The organism is Citrobacter sp. MGH105 (assembly GCF_001037485.2).
Lineage (GTDB): Bacteria > Pseudomonadota > Gammaproteobacteria > Enterobacterales > Enterobacteriaceae > Citrobacter > Citrobacter portucalensis.
This window is the reverse complement of the sequence record NZ_CP073048.1, coordinates 3,094,669-3,115,143: the sequence shown is the minus strand read 5'-3', so window position 1 is coordinate 3,115,143 and position 20,475 is coordinate 3,094,669. Positions and strand designations below refer to the sequence as shown.

Genomic DNA, 20,475 nt, shown 5'->3' with positions numbered 1-20,475 from the left:
GCGGAATAAAATCCAGCGGGGGTTTTTTTATACGCTACGTTTACAGCGGTTGTTGAGCAACGTCATGATGACGGGTCACATCGACCGGCATGCCTGAGCGAATCTCCATCGCATGATCCATGACGGCGGTATCTGTTTGCGCCGCATTTTTAAATGTCTGCATGGACGCGTTCAGCACGATCGGCAGCAGTTGCGGGTCGTCATTGATTTTTTCGGACAGCGGTTGGTGTACTTCCACCAGGCGCACGCCGTTAGGCTCAACGGATGCTTTGATCGGCGTATTGATAATATTGACCTTAGTTCCGGGCGTTACCTGACGGAACAGGGTTTCGATATCACCGTCGCGCAGACGAATACAGCCGGAACTGACGCGCATTCCGATGCCAAAATCAGCATTTGTACCGTGCAACAGGTACACGCCGCCGTATGCCGCTAAGCGAATTGCATGATGGCCCATCGGGTTATCCGGACCGGCAGGCACAACGGCAGGCAGGTCAATCCCGTTTGCTTTGTATCGCGCGCGGATATTTGCCGTCGGCGTCCAGGTGGGGTTGGCGCGTTTATCAGAGATGGTGGTTACCATCGTGGGCGTCAGCGTGTCACCACCTAACTGGCCAATACCAATAGGATACACGGTCACCGAATTGGTCCCCGGCTGGTAATAATAAAGACGCAGTTCGGCGAGGTTGATAACAATACCTTCGCGCGGGGCGTCAGGTAGCAGAGTTTGTAACGGGATCGTCAAAACGCTGCCCGGACGTGGTACGTAAGGGTCAACGCCAGGGTTGGCCTGCAGCAGCGCGAGAAAGCCGACATTGTACTTTTTCGCAATCGCTTCCAGAGAACCGCCATTGTCTTCAACAACGTGAACGGCATTCTGACCCACCAGACGGCTTCCCGGTGGCGGCAGCGGCCAGGTGTTTGCCTGAGCCGGAAGTGCTAACGCGAATGTCGCTGCAAGCGTAAAAAACGCGAGCCAGCGAGAGAGTCGTTTATTGTTTAACATCACCATAAATCCATTGTTTTTACGTGGTTTTTATTATGTAAAAGTAAACGAGAATTATGGCTGTTTGCTGTGTCGGGAAGTGCAGGGAAGTGCAAAGAGTTTGTAAATTCATCAGGCCGGGTGAGTGGTGTGCTCACCCGGCCTGTTCACTATGCTTATGCTACGGCGTTTTCTTCAAGCTGACGCATAAACTGGCGGACCCAGTCGATCCGCGTTTTACGCTCGCTCAACTCCTGCATGAATTTCAGCCGGGTTGGACCGTCCAGACGGAAGTGCTGCGGCTGCTTTTGCAGTAAACCAATCAGCCAGACCGGGTTGACGTGGTTTTTCTCGGCAAATTCAATGGTACCGCCTTTTTCATTGCCTTCGAGCTTTCTGATCCCCAGTTTCTGCGCCTGCTGGCGTAAACGGGCGATATCCAGCAGCGTACGGGCCGGATCGGGCAGCAGACCAAAACGGTCTATCAGCTCGACCTTAATTTCTTCCAGCTCGTTTTCGCCTTTCGCACTGGCAATACGCTTGTAGAACGACAGTCGCGTGTTGACATCCGGGATATAGTCATCCGGCAGCAGAGACGGCATGCGCAGTTCAACTTCGGTTTGCTGGCTGGTGAGATCTTCCAGTGACGGTTCACGCCCTTCTTTGAGCGCATCGACCGCGTTTTCCAGCAGTTCCATATACAGTGAGAAGCCGATGCTTTCCATGGAACCACTCTGATCTTCACCCAGTAATTCCCCGGCGCCGCGAATTTCGAGGTCGTGGGTCGCCAGCGCAAAACCTGCGCCCAAATCTTCCAGCGAGGCGATGGCTTCCAGACGTTTTTGCGCGTCGGTGGTCATTGCTTTCGGATGCGGCGTCAGCAGCCAGGCGTAAGCCTGGTGGTGAGAACGTCCCACACGACCGCGCAGCTGGTGTAATTGCGCTAAACCGAAGTGATCCGCTCGTTCGATGATGATGGTGTTAGCGGTGGGGATGTCGATCCCGGTTTCGATAATGGTGGTACACACCAGCACGTTAAAACGCTGATGGTGGAAATCGTTCATCACGCGTTCCAGTTCGCGCTCGCGCATTTGTCCGTGACCGATACCAATACGCGCTTCCGGCACCAGTTCTGCTAATCTGTCAGCGGTTTTCTGGATGTTTTCGACGTCGTTAAACAGATAATAAACTTGTCCCCCGCGCAGAACTTCACGCAGGATCGCCTCGCGTACCACCAGGTTGTCGTATTCGCGCACGAAGGTTTTGACCGCCAGACGACGAGCGGGTGGCGTGGCGATAATCGACAGATCGCGCATGCCGCTCATTGCCATATTGAGCGTACGCGGAATAGGCGTTGCCGTCAGCGTCAGGATATCGACATCTGCGCGCATCGCTTTGATGCGCTCTTTATGGCGAACGCCAAAACGGTGCTCTTCATCGACAATCAACAGACCCAGATCTTTTAGCTTCACATCCGCTTGCAGCAGCTTGTGGGTGCCGATAAGAATATCAATTTTTCCCTCGGCAACCTGCTCCAGAATCTGCGCTTGCTCTTTGGCGCTACGGAAACGGGACAACATCTCAATGCGTACCGGCCAGTTGGCAAAGCGGTCGCGGAAGTTGTCGAAGTGCTGCTGTGCGAGCAGGGTGGTCGGCACCAGCACGGCAACCTGCTTGTGGTTCTCTACGGCGAGAAAGGCCGCGCGCATCGCGACTTCGGTTTTACCAAAGCCGACGTCGCCGCACACCAGGCGGTCCATGGCCAGCGGTTGACACATATCGCTGAGTACCGCGTTAATCGCCTGCGCCTGGTCAGGCGTGGTTTCAAACGGGAAGCTGTCGCAAAACAGCTGGTACTGTTCACGGTCATGCTTAAAGGCAAAGCCTTCTTTCGCCGCGCGCTGGGCATAAATATCCAGCAGCTCTGCCGCAACATCGCGCACCTTCTCAGCGGCTTTCTGTCGGGCACGTGACCAGGCATCGCCACCAAGTTTATGCAGCGGCGCATTCTCTTCCGCGCCGCCGGCATAGCGGCTGATCAGATGCAGTGACGACACCGGCACGTACAGTTTGGCGTCATTGGCATAGGTGAGCATCAGGTATTCACCAGTGATGCCGCCCGCTTCCAGCGTGGTCATACCGGCATAACGACCCACGCCGTGCTCCAGATGCACCACCGGTTGACCGGGATGCAGCTCTGCGAGGTTACGAATTAAGGTATCCGGGTTGATGGTGCGACGAGAATCCTGGCGGCGGCGCGCCACGCGTTCCCCAAGCAGATCGCTTTCACAAATCAGCGCCAGATTGCGTTTGCTATCGATGAAGCCGTGCTCAGCTGCGCCAATCATCAGATAACGACCGTTATCTACGGCTTCATCGAGTCGCAATATCCGCTTCGGCGCCACTTTGATACGGGCGAGCAGTTCGCCAAGTGCTTCACGGCGGCCTTCACTTTCCACCGAGAAAATCACCGGACCGGCGAAGCCTTCAAGGAATTTACGTAACGCATCTAACGGCGCTTTTTGCTGTGCCTGAACGGCGATATCCGGCAGCTTCTGGAACCCGAGGTTAGTATTCGCTGCTTTGTTCGCCAGACTCTCGGTTTTCAGTTGAACGCGCGGCCAGCGTTTAAGTTCAGAAAACAGCTCATCAACCCGCAGCCACAGCGATTCCGGCGGCAGAAGCGGGCGCATCGGATCAACACCGCGATTCTCAAAGCGTGACAGGGTATCGGCCTGGAAGCGTTCTGCGCTGGTCTCGATATCACCGGTATTCACCAATAACGTATTGGCGGGGAAGTAGCTGAACAGCGGCGGCAGCGGCTCGCTGAAAAACAGCGGTTGCCAGTATTCAATACCCGCAGGTAACGTGCCTTTGCTGACCTGCTGGTAAATATGTTCGGCGTCGCGTTTCACCTCAAAGGTATCTCGCCACTGGCTACGGAACAGCTCAATGGCCGTTTTGTCAGTCGGGAATTCGTGTGCGGGTAGCAAATTAATGGCATCGACTTCTTCCAGCGTGCGCTGGGTGTCGGTATCAAACAGACGCAGGCTGTCGATTTCGTCATCAAAGAAATCCAGACGATAAGGCAACTCGCTGCCCATCGGGAACAAATCCAACAACGCGCCGCGCGTGGCGTATTCGCCGTGTTCCATGACCTGATCAACATGGCGATAGCCAGCGCTGTCCAGCTGTTCACGCAAAGCGTCACGTGAAAGTCGCTGACCTTTTTTCATGACCAGCGCATGGCCGTGCAGATAGCTGTGCGGACAAACGCGCTGCATCAGTGTATTTACCGGAACGATCAGCACGCCGCGCTGCATGGCAGGCAGCTGATACATCGTGGAGAGACGCGAGGAGATAATCTCCTGATGAGGAGAAAAGCTGTCGTAGGGAAGCGTTTCCCAGTCGGCCAGGTTCATTACCATCTGGTCGGTAAACTGACGAATTTCATCATGCAAACGCAGCGCATTTTGCATGTCCGGCGCGATCAGGACCACTGGACCGGCATGATGTTCGGCGATTTCGGCAACCAGCGTTGCGCAGGCCGCGCCGGTAAGCTCACCCAACTGGCGCTGATCGCCTGCTTTCGCTGGGAGCGTGTAACGATGTTGTTCAGGCATTCGGTTGTCAGGATCTCGTTTAGATATACATCTGATAAGCAATGTTCTTTATTATCCGTGATCGTTTCTCATAAGCAAATTGATTCGCCCCCTGATGGGGGCAAAAAGCGCGTAGGGGTTAGCGCGAGACAGCCGATAAAGAAGGCGGGGAAAAGAGCAGGTCGGCCACTGTTTTTTGTGAAATTTTACGTACCAACAGGCCAAACAAGGTGCACAGTAGCAGGCAGGCGAACGGATACACCAGCAGCAGGGCCAGCTCCGCATATGCAGGCCAGGCGGTATGATTGATTTTAGGGATTAGCGTTAAGCTGAACAGCTCAACCAGAATACGGTGGGTGGTGTAGATGGCGATGGTATTGGCACCAATCACGCTTAACGGGCCGGACTCACGCATACCAAAGCGCAACTCAAATTGATAAAACAGCTTCATGATCAGCACAATGGAAAGCAGAGAAAGTAATAGTGAGACATTTGCCAACCACGCGACGACGGCGGCGATTGCGCTAACCAGAACAATGACCGCATGGCGGCGCAGGGGCACCTCCTTGATCCATACCATTAGCGTTGCGCCAAACCATGCACCGAGGCTGTACCAGGGCAGATTGCGAATCACGCTGTTCATTCCCCACCACGGCGTCGGGACAAAATTGATCGCCACGCTTAGCACCACAAATAACGCTAACAGTGGCACCGCCCAGCGGCTGAAAATCTTACACAGAACAAAATAGACAATCAGCGCGTACAGATACCACAAGCTGGTGCTGGCGGTCAGCATTCCGTGGGTAAAACCTGTGATCGAATCGGCATAAGCGGCGTTGGCAGCATGGCTCAGATCGCGCTGTGGGGCCAGCCAGTTATTGAGCGCGACTAACGCCAGCCATTGCACCACTCCCCAAAGCACCAGCACCCAGGCAATGCTCCAGATCCGCTTATCCACGCAGGTTGTCCACGGGACGCTATCAATGTAGCGACGGATCAGATACCCCGAAATAAAGAAAAAGACCGGCATGCGAAACGGCGCCAGGTACAAATTTAGGTAAATCCAGCATTTGCTCAGCAGCTCTGAAAGCGGATGCTGAAAAGTAGTGAGGTGCGGGTAAAACGTGATTACCGAGTGGTAAATTACCACCAGACAAATACATAACCCTTTGATTTGATTAATCCATAGTTCTTTTTTCTTCATCGAGACGGCGTATCCATATTGTTGGCTATAGCCTGCCATCCTGCGCAACCCGCTGTGCGCTGTAATGCGTAACTGTCTGCATTTTGTTTTTTTAAGATAAAGATCAGGGGCCCGGGCTGAAGGGAAGAGGGACAACTTTAGCGAATTGATTTATTTATACTTTTAGGAATAGTGCTGACGAACACTTACGGTTCAGTCATTTACCCATTCCGCTTTCGCTTATATACTCGTGACTTTGCTAACAGCAACCAGACGGATTTCATGTACCAACCTGTCGCTCTATTCATCGGCCTGCGTTATATGCGTGGGCGTGCAGCAGATCGCTTCGGTCGCTTCGTTTCCTGGCTCTCCACCATAGGCATTACTCTCGGGGTAATGGCGCTGGTCACGGTGTTGTCGGTGATGAACGGTTTCGAGCGCGAGCTGCAAAACAATATTCTTGGCCTGATGCCTCAGGCCGTACTCTCGTCTGAACAGGGTTCCCTCAACCCGCAACAACTGCCGGAAAAAGCGGTGGTGTTGAACGGCGTCAACCGCGTTGCGCCTATAACTACGGGAGATGTGGTGCTGCAAAGTGCGCGTAGCGTGGCGGTCGGCGTGATGCTCGGTATCGATCCGGCGCAAAAAGATCCGTTAACGCCGTATCTGGTCAATGTGAAGCAAACAGATCTGCAACCGGGTAAGTATAATGTCATCCTCGGCGAGCAGCTTGCCGGGCAGTTGGGCGTGAACCGTGGCGATCAAATCCGTGTGATGGTGCCCTCGGCCAGTCAGTTTACGCCGATGGGGCGTTTGCCGAGCCAGCGTTTGTTTACGGTGATTGGCACTTTCGCCGCCAACAGCGAAGTCGATGGCTACCAGATGCTGACCAACATTCAGGATGCCTCGCGTCTGATGCGTTATCCGGTGGGTAATATCACTGGCTGGCGTCTGTGGCTGAACGAACCGTTAAAAGTTGACACGCTGAGCCAGCAAACGCTGCCGCAAGGCACCAAATGGCAGGACTGGCGCGAGCGCAAAGGGGAACTGTTCCAGGCCGTGCGCATGGAAAAGAACATGATGGGGCTGCTGCTTAGCCTGATCGTGGCGGTGGCGGCTTTTAATATTATTACCTCGCTGGGTCTGATGGTAATGGAGAAGCAAGGGGAAGTGGCGATTTTACAAACGCAGGGGCTAACGCCGCGGCAGATAATGATGGTGTTTATGGTTCAGGGGGCCAGTGCCGGGGTGATTGGCGCGCTGCTGGGCGCTGTGCTGGGGGCATTGCTCGCCAGCCAACTGAACAATCTGATGCCAATTATTGGTGTGCTGTTGGATGGCGCTGCGCTGCCGGTCGCCATTGAGCCGCTGCAGGTTATCGTCATTGCGCTGGTGGCGATGGCCATCGCGCTGCTGTCTACGCTTTATCCTTCCTGGCGCGCTGCCGCCACTCAACCCGCTGAGGCTTTACGTTATGAATAAGATCCTGTTGCAATGCGACAACCTGTGCAAACGCTATCAGGAAGGCACTGTGCAGACCGATGTACTGCACGATGTCAGTTTTTGCGTCGGCGAAGGTGAGATGATGGCGATTGTCGGCAGCTCCGGCTCCGGCAAGAGTACGCTGCTGCATCTGTTAGGCGGGCTGGATACCCCGACTTCCGGCGACGTCATTTTTAGCGGTCAGCCAATGAGCAAGCTCTCGTCGGCGGCGAAAGCGGAACTGCGTAATCAGAAGCTGGGCTTTATTTACCAGTTCCACCATTTGCTGCCGGATTTTACCGCACTGGAAAACGTAGCGATGCCGCTGCTGATCGGCAAGAAAAAACCGGCTGAAATCACCGAGCGCGCACGGGATATGCTGAAAGCGGTAGGGCTGGATCATCGTGCCAGTCATCGCCCGTCTGAACTGTCTGGCGGCGAACGTCAGCGTGTGGCCATCGCGCGTGCGCTGGTGAATAACCCGCGCCTGGTCCTGGCAGATGAGCCAACGGGTAACCTGGATGCGCGTAACGCGGACAGCATTTTCGAGCTTCTGGGCGAGCTGAACCGCTCTCAGGGCACGGCATTTCTGGTGGTGACGCACGATCTGCAACTGGCGAAGCGGATGAGTCGCCAGCTTGAAATGCGCGATGGTCGCCTGACGGCTGAACTGAGCCTGATGGGAGCTGAGTAATGGCTTCGCCTTTATCGTTATTGATTGGTCTGCGCTTTAGCCGTGGTCGGCGGCGCGGCGGTATGGTTTCGTTGATTTCGGTGATATCTACCGTTGGCATCGCGTTGGGTGTGGCGGTGTTGATCGTCGGTTTAAGTGCCATGAACGGATTTGAGCGTGAGCTGAACAACCGTATTCTGGCCGTAGTCCCACACGGAGAGATTGAAGCTGTAAATCAGCCGTGGAATAACTGGCAGGAAGCGCTCGACAAGGTACAAAAAGTGCCGGGTATTGTCGCCGCGGCGCCTTATATCAACTTTACCGGACTGGTGGAGAGCGGGGCGAACTTACGCGCGGTGCAGGTGAAGGGCGTTGACCCGAAACAGGAACAGCGTTTAAGCGCTCTGCCATCCTTCGTGCAAAACCACGCCTGGGATAATTTTAAAGCCGGTGAACAACAAATCATCATTGGTAAGGGTATTGCCGATGCGCTGAAGGTGAAGCAGGGCGACTGGGTGTCGATTATGATCCCTAACGCCAGCGCGGATCATAAGCTACAGCAGCCTAAACGCGTGCGTTTGCACGTGACGGGAATCCTGCAACTGAGCGGTCAGCTCGATCACAGCTTTGCCATGATCCCAATGGAAGATGCGCAGCAATATCTCGATATGGGAACCAGCGTTTCCGGGATCGCGCTGAAGGTTAACGACGTGTTTAACGCCAATAAGCTGGTGCGAGACGCGGGTGAAGTCACCAATAACTATGTTTACATCAAGAGCTGGATCGGCACCTACGGCTATATGTACCGCGATATTCAGATGATCCGCGCCATTATGTATCTGGCTATGGTGCTGGTGATTGGCGTGGCCTGTTTTAATATCGTTTCCACGTTAGTGATGGCGGTAAAAGACAAAAGCGGCGATATTGCGGTATTAAGAACACTCGGGGCGAAAGATGGGTTGATCCGTGCCATTTTTGTCTGGTACGGCCTGCTGGCGGGTCTGTTCGGTAGCCTGATAGGCGTCGTCATCGGGGTGGTTGTGTCGTTGCAACTGACGCCGATCATAAACGGGATTGAGGCGCTTATCGGCCATCAGTTCCTGTCCGGCGATATCTATTTCATTGACTTCCTGCCATCGGAATTACACTGGCTGGATGTGATTTACGTGCTGGTGACAGCACTCGTGCTGAGTCTTTTGGCAAGTTGGTATCCGGCGCGTCGCGCCAGCAATATTGATCCTGCGAGAGTACTTAGCGGCCAATAACAACAATAATACACGACAGCATTCATGCTGCATCAAGGCGTAGCCAACGCAGAGGCATCTTGAAGGATGACGTGTATCAAGGAGCGGTGATGTATTACGGATTTGACATCGGCGGGACCAAAATTGCGCTGGGCGTGTTTGATAAGCAACGTCGTCTGCAATGGGAAACTCGCGTTCCTACGCCTCGCGACAGCTACGACGCTTTCCTTGATGCGGTCTGCAATCTGGTGACGGAAGCGGATCAGCGGTTCGGCATCAAAGGTTCGGTAGGCATCGGCATTCCGGGCATGCCGGAAACCGAAGACGGCACGCTGTACGCGGCCAATGTTCCTGCCGCCAGTGGCAAACCGCTCCGCGCCGATCTCAGCGCTCGCCTTGACCGCGATGTGCGTCTGGATAACGATGCGAACTGTTTTGCTCTCTCCGAAGCCTGGGATGACGAGTTCACCCAATATCCGCTGGTAATGGGGTTGATCCTCGGTACGGGCGTCGGCGGCGGCCTGGTGCTTAACGGAAAATCCATCACCGGACGCAGCTATATCACCGGTGAGTTTGGTCATATTCGTTTGCCGGTCGATGCGCTGACGCTGATGGGCTTTGATTTCCCGCTGCGCCGCTGCGGATGCGGTCAACTGGGATGCATCGAAAGCTATCTTTCCGGCGGTGGATTTGCGTGGTTGTATCAGCATTACTACCATCAACCGCTGGATGCCCGCGAAATTATTGCGCTGTGGGAGCAGGGTGATGAACACGCGCGTGCCCACGTTGAACGCTATCTGGATTTGCTGGCGGTGTGTCTTGGGAATATCCTGACTATCGTCGATCCTGATTTGGTAGTGATTGGCGGAGGCTTGTCGAATTTTACCGCTATTACGACGCAACTGGCGGATCGACTGCCACGTCATCTGCTGCCGGTTGCTCGGGTGCCGCGTATTGAGCAGGCACGGCACGGTGATGCCGGCGGGATGCGCGGGGCCGCTTTCCTACATCTTACCGATTAATACAAAGAGGTTGTTATGCTGTCGCGTCGGGGTCATCGGTTAAGCCGCTTTCGTAAAAATAAACGCCATTTGCGCGATCGCCTGCGTCAACGAATCTTTTTCAGAGATAGAGTGGTGCCTGAATTGATGGAAAAACCAAGAGTGCTGGTACTGACTGGAGCGGGAATCTCCGCTGAGTCAGGAATTCGAACATTCCGCGCGGCGGATGGTCTCTGGGAAGAACATCGGGTAGAGGACGTTGCGACTCCGGAAGGATTTAGTCGAAATCCGGAACTGGTTCAGTCGTTTTATAACGCCCGTCGCCATCAGTTGCAGCAGCCTGAAATCCAACCCAACGCGGCGCATATCGCACTGGCAAAACTCGAAGCCGAGCTGGGCGATCGTTTTTTACTGGTGACGCAGAACATTGATAATCTGCATGAGCGTGCGGGCAGCCAGAACGTTATCCATATGCACGGCGAGTTGCTCAAAGTTCGCTGTTCGCAAAGCGGGCAGATTCTGGAGTGGACGGGCGATGTGACCCCGGAAGATAAATGTCATTGCTGCCAGTTTCCGGCACCGCTGCGACCACACGTAGTGTGGTTTGGTGAAATGCCGCTGGGTATGGATGAAATTTATATGGCGCTGGCAATGGCAGATGTGTTCATTGCGATTGGCACATCGGGACATGTTTATCCGGCAGCGGGTTTTGTGCATGAGGCGCGGCTGCATGGGGCACATACGGTAGAACTCAATCTCGAACCGAGCCAGGTAGGCAGCGAGTTTGAAGAGAAGTATTACGGTCCGGCAAGCCAGGTGGTGCCTGAGTTCGTTGAGAAGTTATTGAAAGGGCTGTAACGGCTATCCGGATAATACTGTTTAAGCCTGTACAAACTGGCGGTCCTCACGCAGGGCCGCCACAATCAAAAACCCTACGATGTAAAAACAACAGATCAGCCCCAGTGCGCTTAGCCATATGGGTAGTCGGGTAATGTAAACCAGGCTGCACGAGATAATCACCAGAATAATTCCGGTATACATGGGGTGCGCAATCCAGGCAAAAATGCCGCGCGTGACCCTTTTTGCACGGGGTAAATAGTAGCCTGTCCATGTATGGCTCTCCCCCAAATCCCATTTTCCTTTGATGACCAGCGCGTTACCTACGATCGCCAAAATCAGACATCCCCACTCCACCGGGCCAATCTGATGACTGAAAAACAGGCTATAACCAAAAACCAGGATCGGTATTAAAAAGGTGAGCCGTAGCAGGTGGGTTGCGATGACAGGTAGCAAAGGACGAGCGTTTACCGGCTGCTTACGCGGGAGAATCACCAGCGTAAATACGATCAGATTAGCCAACTCAAGCAGCAGCCAGAGCGTTGTCATTGGAAGCCTCAGAAGCCGGCCTGGAATACTGTAAGCATAGCCAGAAACTGGGGAGAGGGAATCAGTCGAAAGGCGTAAAAAGTAGGGATTGGCAGGTAGCAACCCGGCGCAGCGACGCCTGCCGGGTTGCACGAGTATTAGCGTCCTGCTTTTAGCTTCTGATAATACTCTTCATAGATAGCGCTGGCGGAACCGACATCGTTTTGCCATTCCCCTTTGTTGATGGTTTCCGCGTCAGGGTAGAGCGTTTTGTCGTTCGCGACCTCAGGACTTAACAGCTTGCGTGCTGCCAGGTTTGGCGTCGGGTAACCGATAGTTTCTGCGACTTCTTTCGCGACGTCCGGGCGCAGCAGGAAGTTAATCAGCTTCAGCGCACCTTCTTTGTTTTTCGCGTTAGCCGGAATAGACAGGCTGTCCATCCAGAAAATGCCACCTTCTTTCGGCCATACCACTTCCAACGGTGTGCCCGCCTGACGCGCAACATACGCGGAGCCGTTCCACACCATTCCCAGATTGACTTCGCCTTCCATATACGGATTGGCCGGGTTGTCAGAGTTAAATGCCGCAACGTTAGGCATCAGCTTCTTCAACTCGTTATAGGCGGCTTCAATCTCTTTGGGATCGGTGGTATTGCCGGAATATCCCAGCTTGCGCAGCGCCATCTGGAACACTTCTCGCGCATCATCCGTTAACAGCAGACTGCCTTTGTACTCCGGCTTCCACAGATCGGCCCAACTGGTGACGGTTTTCGGATCGATAGCATCGCTGTTGACGCCAATGGCCGTCGCACCCCAGATATACGGGATGGAGTAGTCATTGTTCGGGTCAAACGGCTTGTTGAGCATTTCCGGATCGAGGTTGTGGAAGTTGGTCAACGTCGACTTGTCGATCTTCTGGATCATGCCTTCTTTACGCATTTTATCGACGTAATAGGTGGACGGAACCACCAAATCGTATGCGCCGTCTTTATAGGTTTTGAGCTTGGCGTACATGGTTTCATTCGACTCGTAGGTCGAATAGATAACCTTAATGCCGGTTTCTTTGGTGAACTGTTCCAGCAGCCCTGGCGGGACATACTCGGTCCAGTTATAGAAATAGAGCGTGTTGTTGTCATTCGCGTGAGCGGCGCTCATGCCCAGTGCCAGAGCACCCGCCGCGAGCAGGTGGCGTGACCATTTTTTCATCATTTAACGTCCCCTGAATAAAGGGCCTCAGCGGCCCTTGGTTTTATCACGTGCAATAAGCTGGCTGGCAATCACCATAACCAGCGACAGAACCAACAAAATGGTCGCCAGCGCGTTCACCTCAGGTGATACGCCGACTTTAACCATTGAGTAGATTTTTAATGGCAAAATTTCATAACCCGGTCCGGTGACGAAAGATGAAACAACAACATCATCCATCGACAGCGTAAAGCTCAGCAACCAACCCGCAGCCACCGCAGGCATAGCCAGTGGCAGTATTATCTTGCGCAGAATAGTTACTTCGCTGGCACCCAAATCTTTAGCCGCCTCAAGCATGCGGACATCAAAACCTTTCAGGCGAGAGTAAACCGTCACCACCACAAAAGGCAGACAAAAAGTGATATGCGAGAACAGCAGCGACCAGAAGCCCAGTTGAATGCCGATCAGCATAAACAGCACCAGCAGAGATATTGCCATCACAATATCCGGCGACATCATCACCACGAAGAGCATGCCACTGACGAACGGCTTACCGCGAAAACGGTAACGATAAAGCGCGACCGCAGTAAGTGAACCGATCAGCGTGGCGAACGTGGCGGAGAGCACCGCCATGGTCAGCGAGTGCTGCGCCGCCTGCAGCAGGCTGTCGTTGTTCACCAGCAGACCGTACCACTTGGTCGTAAAACCTTGCCAGTTGATGCCAAAGCGCGAGCTGTTAAAGGAGTTCACAATCAAAATAATGATTGGAATGTACAGATACGCGTAGATAGCGGTCATAAAACCGCCGCGAAGCAGTCGACCGATCATTCGAGTTCTACCCTCTTATTCAGCAGGCGGGAGGCGCGCCAGTAGACCAGCAGCATCAGCCCCATCACGATAGTCAGCGTTATGCTGGTGGCGGCGCCAAACGGCCAGTCGCGAATGTTCAGGAACTGAACTTTAATTACGTTACCAATCAGCAGGTTTTTCGCGCCGCCCATTAAGTCGGAAACGTAAAACAGCCCCATTGCGGGCAGCATGACCAGCAGGCATCCGGCGATAATCCCCGGCATCGTCAACGGAATAATGATGCGGGTGAAGGTCTGAAGCTTACTGGCGCCTAAATCGCGTGCGGCTTCCAGCAGCGGTTTATCGAGCTTTTCAATGCTGGAATAGAGCGGCATCACCATAAACGGCAGCAGGATGTATACCAGCCCGATAATCACCGCGCTGGGGGTAAACATAATGCGAATGGGTGTATCGATAACGCCGAGCCATAACAGAAACTCGTTGAGATAGCCTTTGGTACTGAGGAAAATTTTGAGTCCGTAGATGCGAATCAGAGAATTGGTCCAGAACGGAACAATCAGCAGGAACAGCAGCAGCGGGCGTACTTTTTCCGGCAGTTTCACCAAAAACCAGGCAAACGGGTAGCCGAGTACCAGACAGGCGAGCGTGGCAATCAGCGCCATATTGAGGGAGTGAACCAGCACCTCAAAATAGAGCGGATCGAGCAGACGCGTATAGTTCTCCAGCGTAAAGACCATTTTGACGAAATTGGCGTCGTCACGGGTCAAAAAGCTGGTGCCGATGATCATCAGGTTGGGCAGAAAGACAAATAACACAAGCCAACCGACAATGGTGAAGATCACCACACTCTGGAATTTACTTGTGCTCTTCATCAGCCAGTACGACCTCCCAGCTTTCTACCCAGTTAATTGCCATTTTCTGGTCGAGCGAGTGGTCAAAGTCAGGATCATCTTCGTTGAAGAATTCGCTGACCATCACCATTTTGCCATTTTCCAGTTCCACAACCGATTCCAGCGTCATGCCTTTGTAGTTGCGTTCACGCACGTAGCCGATCAGGCCTTCAATATGATTATCATCATTGATTTCATCAACGCGCAAATCTTCAGGGCGTAACAGGACGTGCAGCTTTTGTCCGGGAACTACCGCGAAGTTGACATAAATATTGCACTCGCGGCCTTCAACGTTAGCACGAACACGCTGTTCATCCAGACGTTCAATCACCGTGGCGTTAAACATATTGATCTCGCCGATAAACCCGGCGACAAACAGATTCTTTGGCTCTTCGTAGATTTCGCGCGGCGTACCGTCCTGCTCAATCTTACCATCGCGCATCACCACGATGCGGTCGGACATGGTTAGCGCTTCTTCCTGATCGTGTGTGACAAAGACAAAAGTGATACCAAGCTTACGCTGCAGTGCTTTCAGTTCATTCTGCATCTGCTTACGCAGTTTGTAGTCCAGCGCAGAGAGGGATTCATCTAACAAGAGTAAGCGGGGTTTGTTGACCACTGCTCGGGCAATCGCTACGCGCTGCTGCTGTCCGCCGGAAAGTTGATGCGGTTTTCTCTGGGCGAACTCTTCCAGTTGCACCATGCGCAGGGCTTCGGTAACGCGGGGAGAAATGTCGGCTGCGGGCGTTTTTTGCATGCGCAAACCAAAGGCCACATTTTCAAATACGGTCATGTGGGGGAATAACGCATAGCTTTGGAAGACGGTATTCACGTAGCGGTTTTCCGCTGGAACGTGAGTAATGTCCTCGTTGTCCAACATAATATGACCGGAATCAACCGTTTCCAGACCGGCAATCAGGCGAAGAACGGTTGTTTTACCGCAGCCAGAGGGGCCAAGCAGCGTAAGAAACTCGCCATTATTGATGGTCAAATCCAGGCTGGAAATCACCTCTTTGCCATCGAAACTTTTGCGAATTCCCGCTAATTGCACCAGTGGAGAAAGCGAACGCGGTTGTTTATTCAATTTTTTACTCTGTCCCATGTAAACGCAACGGATGGCTGACCGATGCGGGGTTTGTGGTTAACCACCTTGATGACTCTTAATGAGGGCCGTTATTCTACGGCAAACCATTGTAATCGCCAATCCTTGTTGCGAATTACTGACTTAGCCCTATAGTCAGAGGGGATGTCAGGGCGAAATATTCTCACTTGCGGGGATAAAAGTGACCTGACGCAATATTTGTCTTTTGTTGCTTATTGATAATGTTGTCACAAAAAGTGAGGGTGACTGCATGGATAAACTACTTGAGCGTTTTTTACACTACGTGTCGCTGGACACCCAATCAAAATCGGGCGTGCGGCAGGTACCCAGCACCGAAGGACAGTGGAAATTATTACAACTGCTCAAACAACAGCTCGAAGAGATGGGGCTGGTTAATATTTCACTGAGCGAAAAAGGCACGCTGATGGCAACGTTACCCGCGAACGTTGCTGGCAATATTCCTGCGATCGGCTTTATTTCCCATGTGGATACCTCACCGGATTTCAGCGGTAAAAATGTCAATCCGCAAATCGTTGAAAACTATCGCGGTGGCGATATTGCGTTAGGCATTGGTGATGAAGTTTTATCGCCGGTGATGTTCCCGGTGCTGCATCAACTTCTGGGTCAGACGCTGATCACCACAGACGGTAAAACGTTGCTGGGCGCGGATGATAAAGCAGGCGTGGCGGAAATCATGACCGCACTGGCAGTGCTTATCCAAAAAAATATTCCGCACGGTGATATCCGCGTGGCCTTTACGCCGGACGAAGAAGTGGGTAAAGGGGCGAAGCATTTTGATGTTGCGGCATTCGATGCGCAGTGGGCCTATACCGTTGACGGTGGTGGCGTAGGTGAGTTGGAGTTTGAGAACTTCAACGCCGCGTCGGTTAATATCAAAATTGTTGGCAACAATGTGCATCCCGGTACCGCAAAAGGGGTGATGGTGAATGCGCTGTCGCTGGCGGCGCGTATTCACGCTGAGGTCCCGGCAGATGAAAGCCCGGAAAAGACGGAAGGCTACGAAGGCTTTTATCATCTGGCGAGCATGAAAGGGACGGTTGATCGGGCGGATATGCACTACATTATTCGTGATTTTGACCGTAAGCAGTTTGAAGCGCGTAAACGTAAGATCATGGATATCGCCAAGAAGGTCGGCAAAGGGTTACACCCGGACTGTTATATCGAATTGGTGATTGAAGACAGTTACTACAATATGCGCGAAAAAGTGATTGAGCATCCGCACGTGCTGGATATCGCCCAGCAGGCGATGCGCGATTGTGATATTGAGCCTGTGCTGAAACCGATCCGTGGCGGCACTGACGGCGCACAGCTGTCATTTATGGGATTACCGTGTCCGAATCTGTTCACCGGCGGCTACAACTATCATGGCAAGCATGAGTTTGTAACCCTGGAAGGAATGGAAAAAGCGGTGCAGGTGATTGTGCGTATTGCTGAATTGGCCGCGAAACAAAAATAAAGCATGTGTAGTTGCCGGATGGCGCTTTGCTTATCCGGCCTACAATATTTCACTCCAGTAGGCCTGATAAGACGCATTGCGTCGCATCAGGCACAGTCCGCATTACCCTTCGAAGAACCAGTACCCGCTGTTGACCAGCGCGGCAAGCATGGCAAGGAAAGAAGGATCTTCCAGCGCATCCTCAAAGTTCTCAGCCGTCAGCACAATATGACTGGCCAGCGCTTCCAGCGCAGGACGATGCGGCGAATCAATTTTCTCACCGTTAGCGTAGACGTCATCGCCAATGCGCAATACGCGCAACCCGCCCAGACGCACTAACACATCACCTTGTTTCAGGGCATCATAAATTTCGTCTGGCTGATACGGTGGCTCCGGCGGGGCAATATCCAGCTCATGACGAGACTGAGAGATAAATTCGCCAAACCACTGCTGGAAATGTTCTGGCTGATTAATCAGGCCCAGCATCATTTCGCGCAGCTTATCCATCTCCTGCGGCAGAATATCTGCCGGATGATCGCGCGGTGGCAGGTCCGGATCGCTGTAATAGGTGCTGCCCAGTTCGCGTTGTAAAACGTAATCGGCGAACCCGCTGATCAGCTCGCGAGTGTTTGGCGCGCGGAAACCAACCGAATAGTTCATCGCGTTTTCTAACGCATAGCCTTCGTGCGGGAATCCCGGTGGAATGTACAGGATATCGCCGGGTTCCAGCTCTTCATCAATGATGGCTTCGAACGGGTCGACCTGAAGAAGATCCGGGTGAGGGCAGTGCTGCTTCAACTGCAGCTTTTCGCCTACGCGCCAGCGACGACGACCGGTTCCCTGAATGATAAATACATCGTACTGATCCAGGTGCGGGCCAACGCCGCCGCCGGGTACAGAGAAAGAAATCATCAGATCGTCGATACGCCAGTCCGGTAATTCACGGAACGGGCGCATCAGCGCGGCGGTAGGTTCGTGCCAGTGGTTGACCGCCTGCACCAGCAGAGACCAGTTGTTCTCGCCAAGATGGTCGTAGCTTTCGAATGGACCGTGGCTAACCTGCCATTTACCATCCTGATGGCTGACGAGTCGGCTGTCGACTTCGCTTTCCATTGCCAGTCCAGCCAGTTCGTCAGGAGAAAGAGGATCAATAAAGTTATTAAACCCGCGTTTTAAGACCACCGGGCGTTTCTGCCAGTGGCGTTCAAGAAAATCGGGCCAATTAAGTGTGAGTTGGTATTCCATAGTGAGCATCCCGCAGGCTGGTATCTGCAACCGATTATAACGGATACTTAACCTCAAGCGTGAAGTCAGTACATATTTATTACATGCGACGATTACTCGTCTTTCTGGCCCGGCTGCTGGCGACCAAAAATAACTTCCATGCGCGCACCACCCAGCAGGCTATCACCAGCAATAATCTGCCCGTCATACTGTTCGGTGATTTCTCTCGCCACCGCCAGACCGACGCCTTGTCCGGGACGTAGTGTATCTACGCGCTGTCCGCGGTCAAACACCACTTCCCGTTTGCTTTGCGGAATACCAGGACCATCGTCTTCGACCAGAATATGCAGCTGATCCTCAGACAGTTGCGCCGAAATCTCGACAAACTCCAGACAATATTTACAGGCGTTATCCAAGACGTTGCCCAATACCTCGACAAAATCATTCTGTTCGCCCACAAAGCTGATCTCAGGTGAGATATCGAGATTAATGTTGACCCCTTTGCGCTGATATACCTTATTCAGCGCCGAGGTGAGCTTATCCAGCAACGGCGCGACCGGGTGCAGCTCGCGGCTGAGTAGGGCACTGCTGCCACGCATACTGGCGCGATGCAGGTAATAGCCTATCTGTTGGGAAATACGGCTGATTTGTTCCAGCATGATAGGCTCTGCGTCGCTGACGTTCATCTTTTCATTACGCATTGAGCGCAACGTACTTTGCAGTACCGCCAGTGGCGTTTTCAGGCTATGAGTGAGATCGGTTAACGTGGTGCGGTATTTATCGTAGCGCTCACGTTCACTTTTTAAAAGTCGATTGAGATTACGAACCAGGCTGGTCAATTCGCGTGTGGTAGCGGGGTTTAGCATCTCACGATGATGTTCCTCAAGCTCACGGACTTCGCGGGCCAGCGATTCAATCGGCCGCAGGCTCCACCAGGCGGCTACCCATAACAACGGAATGACCAGCAACAGATTGGCGACCAGCACATAAATAAACCAGCTCCAGACCATATACGAGCGCTTTAGCTCTATAGGAATAGTATCGACAACCACAATGGTCAGTTGCGGCATTCTGGCTGTGGCGGGGTAGACGTTCACCGCCACGGAGTGGGTCATTTCGGCGTCGTCATCATCTTCTCTGACTTCTTTTAACTGCTGCTGAGCGGAGTGATCTTCGCCCAGTAAAGTGCTGGTGGCGTCTACATTGGCTTCAATTTCATGAAAACCGTTCGTTTTTAGCCAGTCCGGTTGGATACTTTTCGTCAGCCAGGGAACATTGCGCTGCGCCCACAACAACTCACCGCTTTCGTTATAGATCAGCGACATTGTTGGGCTTTGCATATCGAGATTTTCAGGCAACTCGACGTTTATCTTGCCGTTTTCCCACTTTGCCAGGGTATAAAACAGATTACTTTCACCCCGCAGCAGGCGAAACGTTGTCTTATCAAAGCTGACGCTGTAGCCCACCAGAGCAACCATGCCGTAGGCCAGCGAGAGCACCAACACCACGCCCGCAGTTGCCAGTAAAAAGCGCAACCGTAGCGATAGCGGGAAAAAATGACGCAATAGTTTATTCATTAGCGCAGTTCAAAAAGATATCCCTGACCACGCACGGTGGTGATGACGTCGTCCGGATATTGCGCCTGAATTTTCTTACGCAGACGTCCCATTAGAACATCAATGGTGTGACTTTCGCGCAGCTCGGCATCCGGGTAAAGCTGCAGCATGAGCGAATCTTTACTGACCACTTTGCCATTATTACGGATGAGCGTTTCCATAATGGTGTATTCAAACGCAGTGAGCTTGATAACTTCATCATTGACGGATAACTCGCGTCGAGAGAGGTCCACCTGAAAAGGCGGAAGGGAGATAATTTGCGATGCCAGACCGCTGTTGCGGCGCATCAGTGCCTGCATGCGCGCAGCCACTTCTTCGATGTGAAACGGTTTGGTGACGTAATCGTCAGCACCGGCGCTGAGGACTTCCACTTTATCCTGCCAGCCTTCGCGTGCGGTTAATACCAGAATCGGCAGCGAAACCTCATTACTGCGCCAGCGGCGGATCAGCGACAAACCATCTTCATCGGGGAGTCCTAAATCAACGATCGCGATATCCGGCAGATGTTCATTCAGATAATAGTCCGCTTCCTTCGCATCTTCTGCATCATCCACCTGATGCCCTAAATCCTGCAACTGAACCTTGAGGTGGTGGCGTAATAAAGCATTATCCTCGACAACCAGTACGCGCATCATCGTTTCTCCCTAAAATAATGGTA

Annotated in this window: 17 protein-coding genes; 6 read left to right on the top strand and 11 right to left on the bottom strand. The window is 53.0% G+C overall.

Features of this window, described 5'->3' with window-relative positions; all coding sequences use genetic code 11:
• Window positions 1-40 precede the first annotated feature (40 nt).
• The 3 genes from ldtC to SK35_RS15030 form a co-directional block, all read right to left on the bottom strand.
• Window positions 41-1,006: a L,D-transpeptidase LdtC gene (ldtC, locus tag SK35_RS15040; protein ID WP_032944376.1), complete on the bottom strand. Its 966-nt coding sequence runs from the start codon at window positions 1,004-1,006 to the stop codon at window positions 41-43.
• A 155-nt stretch (window positions 1,007-1,161) separates the two neighbouring features.
• Complete coding sequence (gene mfd / locus SK35_RS15035) at window positions 1,162-4,608, bottom strand: transcription-repair coupling factor (protein ID WP_048214421.1); 3,447 nt, start codon at window positions 4,606-4,608, stop codon at window positions 1,162-1,164.
• A gap of 118 nt (window positions 4,609-4,726) precedes the next feature.
• Window positions 4,727-5,791 (bottom strand): acyltransferase family protein, encoded by a 1,065-nt coding sequence (locus SK35_RS15030; protein WP_048214420.1) that lies wholly within the window; start codon window positions 5,789-5,791, stop codon window positions 4,727-4,729.
• A gap of 261 nt (window positions 5,792-6,052) precedes the next feature.
• Between SK35_RS15030 and lolC the strand changes: the two genes are divergently transcribed.
• From lolC to cobB, 5 genes are all read left to right on the top strand, one after another.
• Window positions 6,053-7,252, top strand: a complete 1,200-nt coding sequence (gene lolC / locus SK35_RS15020; RefSeq protein ID WP_032934420.1) for a lipoprotein-releasing ABC transporter permease subunit LolC — start codon at window positions 6,053-6,055, stop codon at window positions 7,250-7,252.
• The gene (lolD, locus tag SK35_RS15015) at window positions 7,245-7,946 is read left to right on the top strand and encodes a lipoprotein-releasing ABC transporter ATP-binding protein LolD (protein WP_003832278.1); all 702 of its coding nucleotides are present in this window, start codon (window positions 7,245-7,247) and stop codon (window positions 7,944-7,946) included. The genes lolC and lolD overlap by 8 nt, the downstream gene beginning before the upstream one ends.
• Window positions 7,946-9,190, top strand: coding sequence for a lipoprotein-releasing ABC transporter permease subunit LolE (lolE, locus tag SK35_RS15010; RefSeq protein WP_003030804.1), 1,245 nt, complete (start codon window positions 7,946-7,948; stop codon window positions 9,188-9,190). The genes lolD and lolE overlap by 1 nt, the downstream gene beginning before the upstream one ends.
• 89 nt (window positions 9,191-9,279) lie before the next feature.
• A complete protein-coding gene (nagK, locus tag SK35_RS15005; RefSeq protein WP_020996481.1) occupies window positions 9,280-10,191 on the top strand; it encodes an N-acetylglucosamine kinase in 912 nt (303 codons plus the stop codon).
• Window positions 10,192-10,206: 15 nt separating this feature from the next.
• Window positions 10,207-11,028, top strand: a complete 822-nt coding sequence (cobB, locus tag SK35_RS15000) for a Sir2 family NAD+-dependent deacetylase (protein ID WP_003832281.1) — start codon at window positions 10,207-10,209, stop codon at window positions 11,026-11,028.
• Between the two features lie 21 nt (window positions 11,029-11,049).
• Here cobB and SK35_RS14995 read toward each other — a convergent pair whose 3' ends face one another.
• From SK35_RS14995 to potA, 5 genes are all read right to left on the bottom strand, one after another.
• On the bottom strand, window positions 11,050-11,556 hold the full coding sequence (locus SK35_RS14995; RefSeq protein WP_048214419.1) for a methyltransferase family protein: 507 nt from the start codon (window positions 11,554-11,556) through the stop codon (window positions 11,050-11,052).
• Window positions 11,557-11,693: 137 nt separating this feature from the next.
• Entirely contained in the window at window positions 11,694-12,740 is a 1,047-nt protein-coding gene (gene potD, locus SK35_RS14990) for a spermidine/putrescine ABC transporter substrate-binding protein PotD (protein ID WP_003030797.1), read from the bottom strand.
• Window positions 12,741-12,767: 27 nt separating this feature from the next.
• Entirely contained in the window at window positions 12,768-13,547 is a 780-nt protein-coding gene (gene potC / locus SK35_RS14985) for a spermidine/putrescine ABC transporter permease PotC (protein WP_006684943.1), read from the bottom strand.
• Window positions 13,544-14,401, bottom strand: a complete 858-nt coding sequence (gene potB / locus SK35_RS14980) for a spermidine/putrescine ABC transporter permease PotB (RefSeq protein WP_008784439.1) — start codon at window positions 14,399-14,401, stop codon at window positions 13,544-13,546. The genes potC and potB overlap by 4 nt, the downstream gene beginning before the upstream one ends.
• The gene (potA, locus tag SK35_RS14975) at window positions 14,385-15,521 is read right to left on the bottom strand and encodes a spermidine/putrescine ABC transporter ATP-binding protein PotA (protein WP_003030791.1); all 1,137 of its coding nucleotides are present in this window, start codon (window positions 15,519-15,521) and stop codon (window positions 14,385-14,387) included. Before potA ends, potB begins: the two co-directional genes overlap by 17 nt.
• 250 nt (window positions 15,522-15,771) lie before the next feature.
• Here potA and pepT point away from each other — a divergent pair, with 250 nt between their 5' ends.
• Window positions 15,772-16,998, top strand: a complete 1,227-nt coding sequence (gene pepT / locus SK35_RS14970) for a peptidase T (RefSeq protein WP_048214418.1) — start codon at window positions 15,772-15,774, stop codon at window positions 16,996-16,998.
• Window positions 16,999-17,100: 102 nt separating this feature from the next.
• On the opposite strand, the gene roxA is transcribed toward pepT, so the two are convergent.
• From roxA to phoP, 3 genes are all read right to left on the bottom strand, one after another.
• Window positions 17,101-18,222, bottom strand: coding sequence for a [50S ribosomal protein L16]-arginine 3-hydroxylase (gene roxA, locus SK35_RS14965; RefSeq protein WP_048214417.1), 1,122 nt, complete (start codon window positions 18,220-18,222; stop codon window positions 17,101-17,103).
• Window positions 18,223-18,314: 92 nt separating this feature from the next.
• Window positions 18,315-19,778, bottom strand: a complete 1,464-nt coding sequence (gene phoQ / locus SK35_RS14960) for a two-component system sensor histidine kinase PhoQ (RefSeq protein WP_008784442.1) — start codon at window positions 19,776-19,778, stop codon at window positions 18,315-18,317.
• Window positions 19,778-20,449, bottom strand: a complete 672-nt coding sequence (gene phoP / locus SK35_RS14955) for a two-component system response regulator PhoP (RefSeq protein ID WP_003846709.1) — start codon at window positions 20,447-20,449, stop codon at window positions 19,778-19,780. The genes phoQ and phoP overlap by 1 nt, the downstream gene beginning before the upstream one ends.
• Window positions 20,450-20,475: the final 26 nt, after the last annotated feature.

What these genes read in the sequence shown, in the direction of transcription:
- ldtC (WP_032944376.1), bottom strand. Translation starts at nt 1,006, where the DNA reads ATGTTAAACAATAAACGACTCTCTCGCTGGCTCGCGTTTTTTACGCTT.
- mfd (WP_048214421.1), bottom strand. Translation starts at nt 4,608, where the DNA reads ATGCCTGAACAACATCGTTACACGCTCCCAGCGAAAGCAGGCGATCAG.
- SK35_RS15030 (WP_048214420.1), bottom strand. Translation starts at nt 5,791, where the DNA reads ATGAAGAAAAAAGAACTATGGATTAATCAAATCAAAGGGTTATGTATT.
- lolC (WP_032934420.1), top strand. Translation starts at nt 6,053, where the DNA reads ATGTACCAACCTGTCGCTCTATTCATCGGCCTGCGTTATATGCGTGGG.
- lolD (WP_003832278.1), top strand. Translation starts at nt 7,245, where the DNA reads ATGAATAAGATCCTGTTGCAATGCGACAACCTGTGCAAACGCTATCAG.
- lolE (WP_003030804.1), top strand. Translation starts at nt 7,946, where the DNA reads ATGGCTTCGCCTTTATCGTTATTGATTGGTCTGCGCTTTAGCCGTGGT.
- nagK (WP_020996481.1), top strand. Translation starts at nt 9,280, where the DNA reads ATGTATTACGGATTTGACATCGGCGGGACCAAAATTGCGCTGGGCGTG.
- cobB (WP_003832281.1), top strand. Translation starts at nt 10,207, where the DNA reads ATGCTGTCGCGTCGGGGTCATCGGTTAAGCCGCTTTCGTAAAAATAAA.
- SK35_RS14995 (WP_048214419.1), bottom strand. Translation starts at nt 11,556, where the DNA reads ATGACAACGCTCTGGCTGCTGCTTGAGTTGGCTAATCTGATCGTATTT.
- potD (WP_003030797.1), bottom strand. Translation starts at nt 12,740, where the DNA reads ATGAAAAAATGGTCACGCCACCTGCTCGCGGCGGGTGCTCTGGCACTG.
- potC (WP_006684943.1), bottom strand. Translation starts at nt 13,547, where the DNA reads ATGATCGGTCGACTGCTTCGCGGCGGTTTTATGACCGCTATCTACGCG.
- potB (WP_008784439.1), bottom strand. Translation starts at nt 14,401, where the DNA reads ATGAAGAGCACAAGTAAATTCCAGAGTGTGGTGATCTTCACCATTGTC.
- potA (WP_003030791.1), bottom strand. Translation starts at nt 15,521, where the DNA reads ATGGGACAGAGTAAAAAATTGAATAAACAACCGCGTTCGCTTTCTCCA.
- pepT (WP_048214418.1), top strand. Translation starts at nt 15,772, where the DNA reads ATGGATAAACTACTTGAGCGTTTTTTACACTACGTGTCGCTGGACACC.
- roxA (WP_048214417.1), bottom strand. Translation starts at nt 18,222, where the DNA reads ATGGAATACCAACTCACACTTAATTGGCCCGATTTTCTTGAACGCCAC.
- phoQ (WP_008784442.1), bottom strand. Translation starts at nt 19,778, where the DNA reads ATGAATAAACTATTGCGTCATTTTTTCCCGCTATCGCTACGGTTGCGC.
- phoP (WP_003846709.1), bottom strand. Translation starts at nt 20,449, where the DNA reads ATGCGCGTACTGGTTGTCGAGGATAATGCTTTATTACGCCACCACCTC.